The 12,620-nt window shown below is 43.6% G+C and carries 17 protein-coding genes; 6 read left to right on the top strand and 11 right to left on the bottom strand.

What is annotated here, in order from left to right; translation table 11 throughout:
* Positions 1–92: 92 nt before the first annotated feature.
* From AC58UW_RS05280 to AC58UW_RS05270, 3 genes are read right to left on the bottom strand one after another with little or no spacing between them, the layout of a single operon-like run.
* A complete protein-coding gene (locus AC58UW_RS05280) occupies positions 93–1,202 on the bottom strand; it encodes a Ger(x)C family spore germination protein (RefSeq protein WP_497419645.1) in 1,110 nt (369 codons plus the stop codon).
* Positions 1,199–2,584, bottom strand: coding sequence for a spore germination protein (locus AC58UW_RS05275; protein WP_497419644.1), 1,386 nt, complete (start codon positions 2,582–2,584; stop codon positions 1,199–1,201). The genes AC58UW_RS05280 and AC58UW_RS05275 overlap by 4 nt, the downstream gene beginning before the upstream one ends.
* Positions 2,577–3,659, bottom strand: a complete 1,083-nt coding sequence (locus AC58UW_RS05270; RefSeq protein ID WP_497419643.1) for a GerAB/ArcD/ProY family transporter — start codon at positions 3,657–3,659, stop codon at positions 2,577–2,579. Before AC58UW_RS05270 ends, AC58UW_RS05275 begins: the two co-directional genes overlap by 8 nt.
* Positions 3,660–3,923: 264 nt before the next feature.
* Here AC58UW_RS05270 and AC58UW_RS05265 point away from each other — a divergent pair, with 264 nt between their 5' ends.
* The 3 genes from AC58UW_RS05265 (at position 3,924) to AC58UW_RS05255 (ending at position 4,807) form a co-directional block, all read left to right on the top strand.
* Positions 3,924–4,100, top strand: a complete 177-nt coding sequence (locus AC58UW_RS05265; protein WP_497419642.1) for a hypothetical protein — start codon at positions 3,924–3,926, stop codon at positions 4,098–4,100.
* Between the two features lie 215 nt (positions 4,101–4,315).
* On the top strand, positions 4,316–4,525 hold the full coding sequence (locus AC58UW_RS05260; protein WP_127450781.1) for an alpha/beta-type small acid-soluble spore protein: 210 nt from the start codon (positions 4,316–4,318) through the stop codon (positions 4,523–4,525).
* A gap of 117 nt (positions 4,526–4,642) precedes the next feature.
* Complete coding sequence (locus tag AC58UW_RS05255) at positions 4,643–4,807, top strand: hypothetical protein (protein WP_497419641.1); 165 nt, start codon at positions 4,643–4,645, stop codon at positions 4,805–4,807.
* A gap of 176 nt (positions 4,808–4,983) precedes the next feature.
* Here the strand turns inward: AC58UW_RS05255 and AC58UW_RS05250 are convergent, their stop codons facing one another.
* The 3 genes from AC58UW_RS05250 to AC58UW_RS05240 all read right to left on the bottom strand — a co-directional run bounded on the left by AC58UW_RS05250 (position 4,984) and on the right by AC58UW_RS05240 (position 6,617).
* Positions 4,984–5,376 (bottom strand): hypothetical protein, encoded by a 393-nt coding sequence (locus tag AC58UW_RS05250; RefSeq protein WP_497419640.1) that lies wholly within the window; start codon positions 5,374–5,376, stop codon positions 4,984–4,986.
* A gap of 131 nt (positions 5,377–5,507) precedes the next feature.
* Positions 5,508–6,227 (bottom strand): metallophosphoesterase family protein, encoded by a 720-nt coding sequence (locus AC58UW_RS05245; RefSeq protein WP_497419639.1) that lies wholly within the window; start codon positions 6,225–6,227, stop codon positions 5,508–5,510.
* Between the two features lie 126 nt (positions 6,228–6,353).
* Positions 6,354–6,617: a hypothetical protein gene (locus AC58UW_RS05240; protein WP_497419638.1), complete on the bottom strand. Its 264-nt coding sequence runs from the start codon at positions 6,615–6,617 to the stop codon at positions 6,354–6,356.
* Between the two features lie 231 nt (positions 6,618–6,848).
* Between AC58UW_RS05240 and AC58UW_RS05235 the strand changes: the two genes are divergently transcribed.
* Positions 6,849–7,019 (top strand): hypothetical protein, encoded by a 171-nt coding sequence (locus AC58UW_RS05235; RefSeq protein ID WP_161405894.1) that lies wholly within the window; start codon positions 6,849–6,851, stop codon positions 7,017–7,019.
* A 66-nt stretch (positions 7,020–7,085) separates the two neighbouring features.
* Here AC58UW_RS05235 and AC58UW_RS05230 read toward each other — a convergent pair whose 3' ends face one another.
* Positions 7,086–7,370, bottom strand: a complete 285-nt coding sequence (locus tag AC58UW_RS05230; protein WP_497419637.1) for a hypothetical protein — start codon at positions 7,368–7,370, stop codon at positions 7,086–7,088.
* Positions 7,371–7,487: 117 nt separating this feature from the next.
* Between AC58UW_RS05230 and AC58UW_RS05225 the strand changes: the two genes are divergently transcribed.
* Positions 7,488–7,982 carry a GNAT family N-acetyltransferase gene (locus AC58UW_RS05225; protein ID WP_497419636.1) on the top strand — a complete coding sequence of 165 codons (495 nt, stop codon included), beginning with the start codon at positions 7,488–7,490 and terminating at the stop codon, positions 7,980–7,982.
* 4 nt (positions 7,983–7,986) lie between these two features.
* On the opposite strand, the gene AC58UW_RS05220 is transcribed toward AC58UW_RS05225, so the two are convergent.
* Positions 7,987–9,027, bottom strand: coding sequence for a WD40/YVTN/BNR-like repeat-containing protein (locus tag AC58UW_RS05220; RefSeq protein WP_497419635.1), 1,041 nt, complete (start codon positions 9,025–9,027; stop codon positions 7,987–7,989).
* Positions 9,028–9,213: 186 nt separating this feature from the next.
* Here AC58UW_RS05220 and AC58UW_RS05215 point away from each other — a divergent pair, with 186 nt between their 5' ends.
* Positions 9,214–10,266, top strand: coding sequence for a polysaccharide deacetylase family protein (locus AC58UW_RS05215; RefSeq protein ID WP_497419634.1), 1,053 nt, complete (start codon positions 9,214–9,216; stop codon positions 10,264–10,266).
* Between the two features lie 82 nt (positions 10,267–10,348).
* Here AC58UW_RS05215 and AC58UW_RS05210 read toward each other — a convergent pair whose 3' ends face one another.
* From AC58UW_RS05210 to AC58UW_RS05200, 3 genes are all read right to left on the bottom strand, one after another.
* The gene (locus AC58UW_RS05210; protein ID WP_497419633.1) at positions 10,349–10,807 is read right to left on the bottom strand and encodes a Fur family transcriptional regulator; all 459 of its coding nucleotides are present in this window, start codon (positions 10,805–10,807) and stop codon (positions 10,349–10,351) included.
* Positions 10,808–11,017: 210 nt separating this feature from the next.
* Complete coding sequence (locus tag AC58UW_RS05205) at positions 11,018–12,064, bottom strand: CobW family GTP-binding protein (protein WP_497419632.1); 1,047 nt, start codon at positions 12,062–12,064, stop codon at positions 11,018–11,020.
* Positions 12,065–12,066: 2 nt separating this feature from the next.
* A complete protein-coding gene (locus tag AC58UW_RS05200) occupies positions 12,067–12,615 on the bottom strand; it encodes a hypothetical protein (protein ID WP_497419631.1) in 549 nt (182 codons plus the stop codon).
* Between the last annotated feature and the right edge of the window lie 5 nt (positions 12,616–12,620).

Below are 12,620 nucleotides of genomic sequence, written 5' to 3'. Positions count from 1 at the left end.
ATCTCCTTGCTTTAAAAATAGGCTCCACCCTTTCAGAGACATTGAGGACGTATTCTTAGTAGTATGACCTTAGCGGAGGCATTTCATAAGCGCTAGTTCCGTAACTGGAACATGTTCGTAGCCAAGAGATTGACTTTGATATGCAGCTCAAGATCTGGAATATCTTCATTGACGGCCATACCTTTGCGATACCAGACTTCATTCAAGGAGTAAATGTCAACGGATCGTTTCTTCCCAACTTCATAGGTTTTTGTAATTTCATCAACGACGTTCTTCTTAATCAACATATTCATTTCATTCAGCCCGAGCGGTTTCTTCTGCTCTCGAATGGAGGCGTCCATGCTAATGTCTAGTTTAACGATTCGTTTACCGTTCTTATATGCGGCTGTTTTCTTTACCTTATTGTTCTTTAGAGCTGCGGTTCCAACAAATGTGCCTTGACCGTCCTTGATGGGGAGAATACCGCGTAATGTTCTCTCCTTTAACCATTTCACTCCACTTGCTTCTTTACGGTTGAATCTGGCTTGGCTCTTTCCGTTCTTTAAAGCGACAAGGCCATTCACAGTAGGCAGCGTAAACGGCTTACCGTCTTTATCCCAGCTCTCGGAGAGTTGTAAATGATCAAGCAGCGTCGTCTCGAACGGTTCCCTTGAAGATCGAATAACCTTCTGATAATTCAACGGCTCAAATGAGGATTGCATCTGCTTATATAAGAGATTTGGTTGGTAGTATATTGTGTTAATAGAGGAGCTTCCAGTGATCGGCTTTGTGTTCAGCATCTTTCTGAGGTCTTCATTCGTTGCAAATACCCAGGGTGTATAGCGTTGATCGCGTGTTCGCATCAAGTCATCATGAATATCTAAGATCCCCTTGGCAAGCATGCGATCACTAAATATAAATACTTTCGTCTGTGTAAAATCCATTCGCATCTGGCTCTCCTTCAGCAGATCGAACACCGCCATCCCAATGCTTTCGCCTTCGCCTACTCCAACAACAATCGGATTTGGGATGTTTCCGCTTCCTTCTTGCTTCGCCATGGACGCGAGATCATTGATTTGAGCATAGATTTTATATTTTCCGTCGATGTAATCGATGCCGATCATATTAACGAAATTGAAGTATTGAATGTTCTTTCCGTCCCAGCATCCACAAAGGAATAACATGATGCAGCCGATCAAAGTCGATTTCCAGGCCCTCTTCATGACTTTCCGTCCTTCATCCTCGTATCATCCTGCAAATGGAGGTTCTGCGCACGCTTTTTCATTTTATTCGCTGGTTTCTTAAGCAGTGCCCCTATGAGATCTGCCCAAGATGGCGGTGAAAGCGGAGAGAGGTACGGGATCCCGAACGATTTGAGATCGGATAAATAGGCGATGGTGATGAAGATAGACATGAAGAACCCGAACATCCCGAGAATAGATGTGATGATCATAATGACGATGCGTGCGATAGATACGATGCCGCTCAGCGTCGGATTGACCAACGTGTAGCCGGATATTACCGTGGTCGCAGCCACGACAGTTACGGTAGGGGACGTAATGCCGGCTCGTATGGCGGCATCACCTATGATGATACCGCCGACGACGGTAACCGTTGGGCCTACTGATTTCGGGAGCCGCAGTCCTGCTTCTTTAAACAACTCAAACAAGATGAGCACGACAATCGCCTCGAGTGGAAGTGAAACCGGAAGTCCAATGCGATTTGTTGCGATTGTAGCTAACAAAGGCAGTGGAACCTGCTCGAAATTGAATCCGATCAGCGCGATGTAGAATCCGGGCAGGAACAACGCCAAATACCACCCAAACATTCGGATCAGTCGTTGAAAAGAACTGATCACCGCACGGTAATAGCCGTCTTCCGGTGATTTCATAAGCGATGTAAGCGTAATGGGAGCGATAATGGCAAGTGGCGAACCATTAAGCAAAACTACGAAACGGCCGCCCATCAAGTACTCAGCGGCAAAATCGGGCCGCCCGGTATTGTCGATAAGCGGTACCACCGACTTGGTCTTATCCGATATGGCTTCTTCCAGCTGAGAGCTCGTAATGAGCGCATCGATGTGGATTTTCTGCAATCTTGCTCGAGCCTCATCGACAGCCTCCTTATTTGCAATATCTTGGATGTAGAGCAAACATATCTCGGTCTGACTCCGGACACCAATTGTAAAAGATTCCACTTTGAGTGTCGGAGTTAACAGTCGCTTGCGGATTAGCGCTACATTGGTCTTGATGCTTTCGGTAAATCCATCGCGCGCTCCCTTGGAGGACGTTTCCGTGACGGACTCTTCCGGGTCTCTTTGAGGTGGGTCTGCGACATAGTGCAGGTAACAGAAAGCCGTTTCCATATCGAAGAGAAGTAAGTTGCCACTAAACACAAAGGACGATAGCTCGTTCTTCCAATTCGATGTTAAAGTAACGGGGTGCTGCCGCCAAATGTCTGCACTGCATGTGCTCACTTCATTGATTTGCTCCCGATTAGACATGCCTTGGCAGAAAATGAACAGAAAGCCGCCAATTGGTTCGAGCTTAACATCGCCGCAGTCCTCAAATAACTGCAGTATGTCACTTTCGCTTATTTTAGCCATTTTGCTTCACCGCCTTCTTATTCTTTCCTGCCCAAATACAAATTAAGAGCACGAAGCTAGTGACACCGCAAAACAGACTGGAACTCGTATAATAGGTTTTTACATGATCGTGGAACTTTATATCCGACAGCTTAAGCTGATTGATTACAAAAAGAAACAAAGAAATCAGAATGAGCAAAATTTCGGGATGCCTCCATTTTTTCACCCACAACGTGTGAATGATATAGATCGCCAGCGAAATTCGTATAAACGCACCGGCTAACCATTGATAAATGGACAAAAAGTCGGTTTGACTTAGCATGCTTCCGATGGACGCCATGCGCCACTGCTCGTACGCTGGGTATCGAAGTTTCTCGGCTTCGAACGGACCGAACATGGCGATTATGCCTGACAATGGTCCAAACGTCAGCTCAATCAACATAAGAACAACCAACATCATATTCATGAGAGACAGCTTGCCCTTAACATTGTCCTTTAGGAAGAACACGAGAAAGATCTCCGTAATGCCCGATGTTGTGTACCAAGCGCCATGTGTGATAGATTGCGCTGAATTTTTGAAGATTGGAAACATGTAGCTGTAATCTTTATATTGAAAGTTTACTGCCATGATATAAAAGCCGAATAGAACGATCCAGGGTAGCAGAATGCCATTGGTGATTGCAATTGCGGCCAGTCCCTTTCTTGCCGTGTAATAACTGATGCCGATGAGACATATGCCGACTACCCATGTTGGGGTATAGGTCAAGTATGATGTATTTGACCACACGATCGTATCCCGTATGCTGATGCTAGCCTGAGTTAAGAAGTATAAGGTGAACAGAACCGTGAAAATAAGCCACACCAGTGAATTTGTTTTCTCTTTCACCCAGGTGGAAAGCGAAGAAGGGATATGTTTGTACATATATACATACAGCAGGCCAAGAAGTAAGGAAGGTACAACGGCGGCCAAGACAGAGATCCATGCGTCACGGTTCGCGGTATCTAGCAATATGGGAATCAGGATGACATGGTTGGAGATTCCGATATATGTAATCAGCAGCATAGACAACTGGAAGGGTGTGATTTTTCCGTTCAAACCAATCAGCTCCCTCTTACGATGGCAGTATACTTAAATTTTCCAATTACACATATTTTATGCATATAAAATAGACTTCCATTTAGTAAACATAGGTAATTACAAGTCCAGCATCTGAGACAGCGTTTTGTGCCCACTCCGGAATCGACATACTTGCAGTTTTTTCAAGAGCGTTGATTTTTTCTATGTGTGCCTCTGCAGTTTTGAACATTTGCTAGCGGCCCGATTGTTTAGAATAATTCCATCTACGAGGAAAGCAGCGTTGTGAACGCCACCGTCGCTGACGGATCGGTAGAAGTCGATTTCAGCACTTCCGGATCATCTGCTTCCTATCATGGGCAAGCATTTTCAGATACCGTCATTGTCGTGCAGAATGTGAATACAATTTCATTTGATTATTGGTTTAATACCGTCGGTAGGAAGGGACTCCCTCCTTCTTAAGAAATTGATCTCTGCCTCAACACCTATGCCATGTATGTAGTTCTGATGCGATAGGAAACGGCACTTATGCTTTGAAACTATTTCCAAGCATTGCTAACAACGCTTTTAGAAATGTTAAACGAAATATATAATTTATAATTTTTAATTTTCAATGCATAAGAATACCTTCCACTCCAAATGATATGATTACACCAACAAAAGGAGTGATTTTTTCCATGGCAAACAACAGCACATTAGTGGTTCCTCAAGCAAAAGCAGCTTTAAATCAAATGAAATATGAAGTAGCTCAACAATTAGGAATTCCTCTATCACCAGATGGTTACAATGGGAATCTCGCAACTCGCGACGCAGGCTCTATTGGTGGAAGTATTACAAAAAGATTGGTACAAATGGCTGAACAACAGCTCCAAGGCTTTCAACGTTAAGCTTTTGATTTAAAAGCAAGCATGCAAAAAAAGACTTCTAGCCACCTAGCCTCCTCCAGGTGTAATGAAGTCTTTTTATTTTGAAACCGAATAACAGAAAGCGGGAGATCATACGGAATGACACAAAAGGGCAACCACGAATCTACAGATATAACAAATGACCTTAATCAGAATATAACAACGGATATTTCACATACAACGGATGAAGTTACGGATATAAATGATCGAATCAAAGCAGAAACAACACCCGAGACATGTCGTGCAAGTATAGATGGGGATTAATTGAGTAAGCATAGTAGCCATTGCTGGTTTTTGAGTATTTTGTTGGAATTAGTTAGCATAGTCATTTTTCTAGCTATTGGTTGTGGACTATTAGGATGGGTAGAGCAACAACTTATATATTCTCATTTTAAATTATAATTGAAGATTACTTTCTATGTTATCTGCCGCGGGTGGTTTCAATCTAAAGAGAACAAAAAGCTACCACGAACTCTTACCACTCTTCTTTCAATAGCAGCCGTTTGTCTACTTATTTTCCCATTCATTTTATATAAAAAAGGTGCCCCTCGCCATTTTTTATGGCTTTTGGGACACTCTCTTTTAATCGCTACTACTACCTCCACTGTCACTTCCGCCTCCGTTGGAGGACTCATTGTGATTGTGATGATGATTATGGTGGTGATTATGGTTATGATGATTTCTGTTAGGATCATCTGAAGAATTATTAGCAAAGAAATTGGAACTATCATTGTGAGATTGGGTAAATTACTTCCTCTATGCCTGCCTTTGCTGACCATACCAGTTAAGCTAAAAAGAATGACCATGATGACAACAATTACAATTAAACTCATCAAATCAGTCCCTTCAATATCTTGTTACAAATATTTCTATTCTTCACAATAATTAAAAGTCCTCTAAAGCTCATCTTTCCGTAATTCCAATTCAATCTTAATCGGCTACCCCAGATAATTTCCCTTCAGACTCAAACTCTAGCATTACGAACAATCTCTGACATCATTTCTGCATTAGGATAGTCTACATCCCTATAAAGTTCGATTACTCTCTCCGCATCAAAATCAACTCGTTGTATCGATGTTTTCAATTTACCTTTTTCAACTTCAATCAGACCATAAGAAGCTTTAGTGACTCCATCAAACGGAAGCCCAACGCTTCCAACATTCATTAGAACCTTACCATTCAAGTGTCTTATATAAGCTTTATGGATGTGTGCATACACATATATCTGCGCATCTTGTGAGCTCATCAGGCTGTTCTGCAATCCAGCGTCATCGACGTTTGGCAGGACTATTTCAAATAAGCTACCCGGTGTTGCATGGAAGGCGTTTATTCGAATTCCATTGACCTCACAATTAATTGATGTTGGGAGTGTTTCTAAATAGGCAATATCAGATGGTTCAAGTTTCGAAAAGGTCCAGTCACGCTCGACGTTCATTAATTCGATCACTTTTTGCGGAACCTCCCCTTCACGAACGCCACGGACCACCCACTCGTCTGCATTGCCTTTAATCACTTCAGTATTTAAAGATCGAATTAATTCTAAAGAGCGTTTTGGTTCAGGTCCTCGGTAACAAAGATCGCCTAATACATAAATTTTATCTATTTCATTTTGCTTGATATCGTTTAAAACCGCTTCAAGAGCGACTGCATTGCCATGTATATCTGAAATAAAAGCTAATTTCATTCGATTTGACCCCCACAGTAATAATGGTTAAATTTTACCATTCCTTACTTTGCATGTCCACGAGAGCTAACCGTTTGTGATCAACAAAAAAAAACCACCTCACGGTGGGGTTAAATCAGCTAATGCTTAACGATTGCGCCGCAGCAATACTACGCCGCTAATTCTTGATGTGTCCTTCTGATACACCACTCTAAAACCGATATCTGCATCCAACAAACAGGCAAACGCATTATTCAACAGCCTACCAGGAGCTAACGCAAACGTACAAGGCGAGGCATTTCCGATTACACGAGAGGCGGTAATTCTGCGCGCAGAACCTGGACGAAGCGGATTTCTCGTCCAAGTAATCAAAACGAAATCAGTGTTACGAACTGCTTTTGCTCGAGCCATTGTCTTCACCTCTTTATCTTTAGGTACTCTACATTTAATGCGAAGACCGGAGGATTCGAACTAAACGCTTACCTAAAAAGGTCAAATAAAAATAGCCCCGTGAGAATAATTCCTCATGGAGCTAGTAGACTAGCATCTCGAAAACTCATATGCTATAATAGTCAAACGAGAACATATATTCTCCTTTTTTCGCATTTATCTTACAGTCAGAAAAGAAGGTATCCAAATCCAATGCAAGATCCTACAATTTTTGAACGTCTACGAGACAAATATGCCGATGAAGACAGGGCGAAGCTTGTTATGCTGCAGCTAAGAACGTTATTAGAACAAAAGAAAAAGAAAAAATGGTACCAGAAGCTGAAATTGCCAACGAAAACACAACCAACAAGCTGGAAAGAGTAATCACCCCATAAAAAAGAGACTTTCCACCAGTAGCCCTGACTACCTAGGAAAGCCTCTCTCCTTTTGTTATTTACCCCTTTTTTTCGAATAATACAACACACCTAGATAGTGCGCCCCTGTAAATAGAGTTAGAATTCCAAAGAAAATCAAGAATCCGCCCTGACGATCACGGAAAAACAACTGCAGGACGAACAACGCCAGCGAGATTTCACTCCAAAGAAGCGTTCTTTTTTTGAGCTGGGTCAAGTCCGCAGTGGATTTGCTAATTTTGCGAAGATTCATGAATGTAAGACCTGCAAGTACAATGACTCCAATAATAATCACGAGAATGTAACCTGAACTGCCCGACATGTGACTCCCCCTATTTGCGATGTTCAACTTTATCTTCTTTTAATAGTAAGATATTATATCTAAGATACATGGAATGATGCTAGATGTCTATTTGAAAAAGAAGAGAAGGAGTCTTATATGTCTACAATTATATATAAATCAATAGAAGCGTCGGATATTCCGGCTTTAATGGAAATTTACAACTATTTCGTAATGAATTCGACCGCTTCTTTTCATACGGAACCTGTTGAAATTACCGAGTTTACAGAAAGTGTTATTCATCCGAACCCGCGGTTTCAAACTTTTGTTATCACGTTGGATGGAGAACTCCAAGGCTACGTTCAAGTAATGCCTCACAAAAAAAAGCAAGCTTATGCCACTACAGGAGAAGTGACGATCTATTTGCAGCCTGGATGCGTAGGCAAAGGGCTCGGTACTGCCGCCATTCAATATATTGAAGTGTTCGCGAAAGAACAAGGTTTTCATTCCTTAATTTCTACGATTTGCGCGGATAACAAACCTAGTATTCAGATGTTTTCGAAAAATGGCTATACCCAGTGCGCTCACTTTCGCGAGGTTGGCTTCAAATGGGGCAAATTCCTTGATATCGTAACTTATCAGAAAATCATTTGAAATTCTAAGGCGTTAGCAACTGCCAATTCAAGCCTCCATCTTTCGTTTTCCACACATTTCGGGCATTCCATAGCCAGCCGCTGCTTGATGTAAGGAAACTAATCTGCAAACTCGAATCAACCGGCTGGAAGGCGGCGGGAAACTCATGCATACTCCATGCTTTTCCGCCGTCGCTGGTCCGAAGCAGCTGTCGTTCTTGCTCTTGAGCATGATTCTGCTGATTCGACTGCAGCAGTACGAAACCATGTCTTGGATCTACAAAAGACAGTGCCTTCGGCACAAGAGATGTCGATACTTTCCCTGCTTCATCCCATGATTCCCCATCTGTCATGTGGTAAAACGTTACAACTGCCCTATTTTTTTCACTTGGACTTGGGAATGAGCTCGAGCCAACGAACCAGCCCTCTATGGATGAAAGAAATGTAACCACGCCTTCGCTTGGCAAAGGGATACGATTTGACGCTAACCAAGTGATTCCCCCATCTTGCGTACGAAGCAGTACCAGATCTTTGTCGTTGCGAATGGCTAGCAGTCCGTTCTGGCGATCAAAGAACTGGAAGAACACGATTTCCTTGTCTTCCTCAATTACCGGTAGATCCTGTGCAATAACTTCCCATGTTTGACCTCCGTCCGCGGTTAAGCTAAGTTCCGATTTTCGGTCTTTAGATGCATTTGTCAGCAGCCAGCCTGTTTGGGAATCAAGAAAGGAAAGCGTGCTTGGCACCGATAAACTGGCTACCCTTCTCAGGGCCTTCCAAGTCATCCCGCCATCGCCAGTTTGCATGAGCGAAGCTTTTCCGTTTCCAGACGTAATGCCATAGCCTTGCAGCTCATCCACAAATGTAATGGCTTCGATCGGGACATTCTGCTTATCTGCATTTTCATCATGTACTTGTATATTCTCTCCCGGAATGACAGAGAGTCCACTAATTTGCTTGTCTGGTTTGTTCGATTGGGTACCTGTTGGCAGAGTCGAGGCTTTTTCATGAAAACAGCCTACGCACAGCACAAAAACTATCAAAATCACTAATTTTCTGTTGTTCATCAGGGCTATCATGTCCTAATCCTCGCTCCTTTCACGTGTACCGGTTTAAGTATATGTAATGACGGTCTACGACTGAAAATAGTTCATGTCCATGGTTTCCAATAGATGTTATTCCTTTATTTCACAGGATAGACTGTCCCTTCATTACAAAAGCTAGAGCATATCATAATGCTCGGAGGGATTGCCATGACCACCAAGTGGGTGTGCTCCGCTGCCATCGTTTGCCTGCTAGCTGCTGGATGCGGTGTGCCTAAAAGCAAGTCATATCAGGATCAGCACTCAGTGCAAAATGCACATGTCGATGAGCAAGAAGCAACAATAGAGTCCATTCTCGATGACAGCGTGTTTGATTTTGAACCTATTCCGAGCCCAAGGAACATAGAAGCACTAACACCAACACCTGTGGCAACACCTCTGACTGCGACTGCGGTTCCACCTAAATCTGCGCCAACGGTTGTTGCGCCCAGCCCGTCGCCAAGAACTAATCCAAAGAAAGCCGCGCATCCTGAAGGATCCAGCTCTAAGAAGCCCTCCGTTCCCGTTCAAAAAAATTCAGGCCAAGTTCGAATTTCTCAGAAAAAGCTTACGCTTTCGCAACTCGTAGTCAAATACCCGGACACCTTCAAGCTGCGCGGATCTAGTCAGGAGAAGAAGATCGCGCTAACCTTCGATGATGGACCTGACACGCGGTTTACACCTAAGGTGCTTGATGCTCTTAAAGCTAGCCAAGTAAAGGCAACCTTTTTCGTGCTTGGCTCACAGGCCAGTACCCACCCTGATATGGTTAGACGAATTGTTCGTGAAGGCCATGTCATTGGTAATCATTCTTATAGCCATGCGAATTTGCCGAAATTATCGGTAGACAAATTCCAAAACCAGATTATGAACACGGAAAATGTGTTGCAAGGCTTAATCGGCTACGCGCCTAAGCTTATCCGCCCGCCCTACGGAGCAATTAATGAGGAGCAGGTCAGATGGGTCGCTGACCACCATTATTTGATCGTGAATTGGAATGTCGATTCCCTTGATTGGAAATCTCTGAATTCGGAGCAGGTGCTAAGTAATATTATGCAGCAAACGAAGCCTGGCTCTATCATCCTGCAGCACTCTGGTGGAGCTGAAAGCCAGGATTTGTCAGGGACGGTTCAGGCCATTGGACCGTTAATCGCGAAGCTTAAGGCAGCCGGCTATACCTTTGTCACCGTACCTGAACTGCTTCACGTAGCCAAAAGCAAATAAACCGAGAAACGCACCCATATGGTGCGCTTCCGGCTGTTTCTTCCGCCAAAAAAAAGTCACGGAACGAGGTTCCATGACTTTTTTAATGTTCTACTGGCGCGGCGGCTGCCGACGACTTGCATTCCGCACAATAGCCAAATATCTCAAACCGATGACTTTGAATTTCAAAGTTCTTCGGCAAATCCTCAACTAGCTTCATCGGGCAAAATTCGAACGTCACCGTCTTCTCGCAGCCCACACAGATCATATGATGATGATGGTGAGATAAGCAGCTCGCTTTAAATTTCAAACCGTCAGCCAAATGAAACTGCTCCAGCACGCCCATCTCACTCAACAATCGAAGATTACGATACACGGTATCGAAACTCACACCAGGATATTTGGTTTTCATGTATTCATAAACGTCTTTCGGCGATAAATAACTTCCAGATTCCGTAAATAATGTTGCCAAACTCCTGCGCTGCTCTGTAATTCTCCAGCCCTGCTGAGCCATGGCTTTCAGCATCTCGTCAATCGTATGTGTATGAGTGCCCACTTGCATTACTCCTCTGTCATGAATTGTTCTACTAACATAGTGCAGCAAATTGGCATCCTACGTCAAGTAGCTGACCATCCATGTTTCGACAATCTTGTCCAATTCGCCTCTCACTCATTATAACACATAATAGTAATAATTATGATTAATAACTGTTTACCACAATAAAAAGAATCCACAGCATTATACATGCTGGGATTCTTCATTAAACTGCGCTTATGATTCGGAATCACTGCCCGGCATGGATTCCAACCTCAGCAATGCATCCCGTACGGCATCTCTAGAGAAATTTTCCCCAATGAATACGGCAACATCAGGCACTTCGCCTTTTGGCGTAATTTTGACGAAATCCATTTCCCTGTACGCATACTGAAATAAGAAACGGCTTAAAGTATCAGAGAAGCTAAGAATGCCTTTAGCACGATACACCTCTTGGGGGAGCTTGCTGACAAACTCTTCGAAAGCGTTACTATCGACTGCACGTTCAAAAAAATGCGTATACGCCATCACATGACTGTGAGAATGATGATGGTGGCTACCGTGTTCGTGAGCATGATTATGTTCTTCGTGTGATGTGTGATTATCTGATTCTTGATCATGTGAAACATGCTCGTCAGTCAAATGGGGTGTAGCGTATCCCTCTTCTTCGAGCATTTCAATAAGTCTCATATCAATTTGACTAAAAACTGTGAAGTGAATGGAGGCATATGGATTCCATTCGCGCACAAGTGCATCCACTTCCTCGAGTGCCGTTCCTGTCAACAGATCTGTCTTATTCAGAAGAAGCACGTTGGCACACCGGATTTGTTCCTTCATGAGGCGATATGTTTTACCCCTGCTTGTCCGGTTAAGCTCCAGCAATTGCGGAGCATCTACAACCGTGATGACTGCTTTGAGTTCCACTGGAATGATAAGCGAAGCATCGGTTACTTCATCAATGATTTCCATGGGATTCGCGATACCTGTTGATTCTATGAAAATCAAGTCAGGCTGTTCCCCGGTTACCAGCTCGTGAAGAGCTGTTGCCAGGTCGCCTCGGCTCGAGCAGCAGATACAGCCGCCCAGCAACTCGGACATTGGCACTTCATTTGCAACCAACTGCCCGTCCAAATTCACTTCACCGATCTCATTCATGATGACGGCTGGCTTTCGCCCCGCTTCGGTAAAATGATCAATCGCTTTGGTTAATAAGGTCGTTTTCCCGCTTCCAAGGAAACCGGATAATACATAAACGGTAACTCTTTTCTGTGCCATCATCGCCATGACTACCTCCGCTCCTGAATAACTTCGAAGTTCGTAGATAGAATCGGCCATTTCCCTACATGTTGGACGAGAAACGGAAACAGCTTAACCCACAACAAACTGTTCGTCGGGTCAATTGGCTTCAGCGGAAGCTCTAAGCGGTCATATAGAATACTCGCAGCCTCTTGAGCGAGCGCCAAAGCCAAATCTACTTGCGTAGATAATTCTACGGTTGCCAAACGAGGGAGATAGTGCTGGCTAATGGATTCAGACAATCGATGCTCGGATAAGTTGCTTGAAGCCATTATTTCTGCCATTCCCGATTTGACCAAACGAGCAATTTCTGCATCGAAAGCATGAGGAATACAATAAATTTCTAGCGCCAAGGCCGCTATATAAATCTCTTTTATGAGTTCATCTTCTTTATCTTGCGTTATAACCGGATCCTGTAAATAAGCGGCAACGGCCGGCTTTAGGGTATCCCAACTATTTTCGATGCTTTTCATCGTAAACTGCAGCATAGCTGCAGCTAGTTCAGCCGGTGTAATTTGTTTTTTTTCAGCATCTTGCATGGTAG

This window comes from Paenibacillus sp. J22R160 (assembly GCF_059692135.1).
This window is presented reverse-complemented; position numbering and strand designations above follow the sequence as displayed.

Bases quoted from the DNA above. Each gene is read 5' to 3' on its own strand.
- AC58UW_RS05210 (WP_497419633.1), bottom strand. From the start codon at position 10,807: ATGCAAGTGGGCACTCATACACATACGATTGACGAGATGCTGAAAGCC.
- AC58UW_RS05255 (WP_497419641.1), top strand. From the start codon at position 4,643: ATGACACAAAAGGGCAACCACGAATCTACAGATATAACAAATGACCTT.
- AC58UW_RS05215 (WP_497419634.1), top strand. From the start codon at position 9,214: ATGACCACCAAGTGGGTGTGCTCCGCTGCCATCGTTTGCCTGCTAGCT.
- AC58UW_RS05225 (WP_497419636.1), top strand. From the start codon at position 7,488: ATGTCTACAATTATATATAAATCAATAGAAGCGTCGGATATTCCGGCT.
- AC58UW_RS05200 (WP_497419631.1), bottom strand. From the start codon at position 12,615: ATGCAAGATGCTGAAAAAAAACAAATTACACCGGCTGAACTAGCTGCA.
- AC58UW_RS05250 (WP_497419640.1), bottom strand. From the start codon at position 5,376: ATGAGTTTAATTGTAATTGTTGTCATCATGGTCATTCTTTTTAGCTTA.
- AC58UW_RS05280 (WP_497419645.1), bottom strand. From the start codon at position 1,202: ATGAAGAGGGCCTGGAAATCGACTTTGATCGGCTGCATCATGTTATTC.
- AC58UW_RS05235 (WP_161405894.1), top strand. From the start codon at position 6,849: ATGCAAGATCCTACAATTTTTGAACGTCTACGAGACAAATATGCCGAT.
- AC58UW_RS05245 (WP_497419639.1), bottom strand. From the start codon at position 6,227: ATGAAATTAGCTTTTATTTCAGATATACATGGCAATGCAGTCGCTCTT.
- AC58UW_RS05205 (WP_497419632.1), bottom strand. From the start codon at position 12,064: ATGGCGATGATGGCACAGAAAAGAGTTACCGTTTATGTATTATCCGGT.
- AC58UW_RS05230 (WP_497419637.1), bottom strand. From the start codon at position 7,370: ATGTCGGGCAGTTCAGGTTACATTCTCGTGATTATTATTGGAGTCATT.
- AC58UW_RS05275 (WP_497419644.1), bottom strand. From the start codon at position 2,584: ATGGCTAAAATAAGCGAAAGTGACATACTGCAGTTATTTGAGGACTGC.
- AC58UW_RS05220 (WP_497419635.1), bottom strand. From the start codon at position 9,027: ATGAACAACAGAAAATTAGTGATTTTGATAGTTTTTGTGCTGTGCGTA.
- AC58UW_RS05240 (WP_497419638.1), bottom strand. From the start codon at position 6,617: ATGGCTCGAGCAAAAGCAGTTCGTAACACTGATTTCGTTTTGATTACT.
- AC58UW_RS05260 (WP_127450781.1), top strand. From the start codon at position 4,316: ATGGCAAACAACAGCACATTAGTGGTTCCTCAAGCAAAAGCAGCTTTA.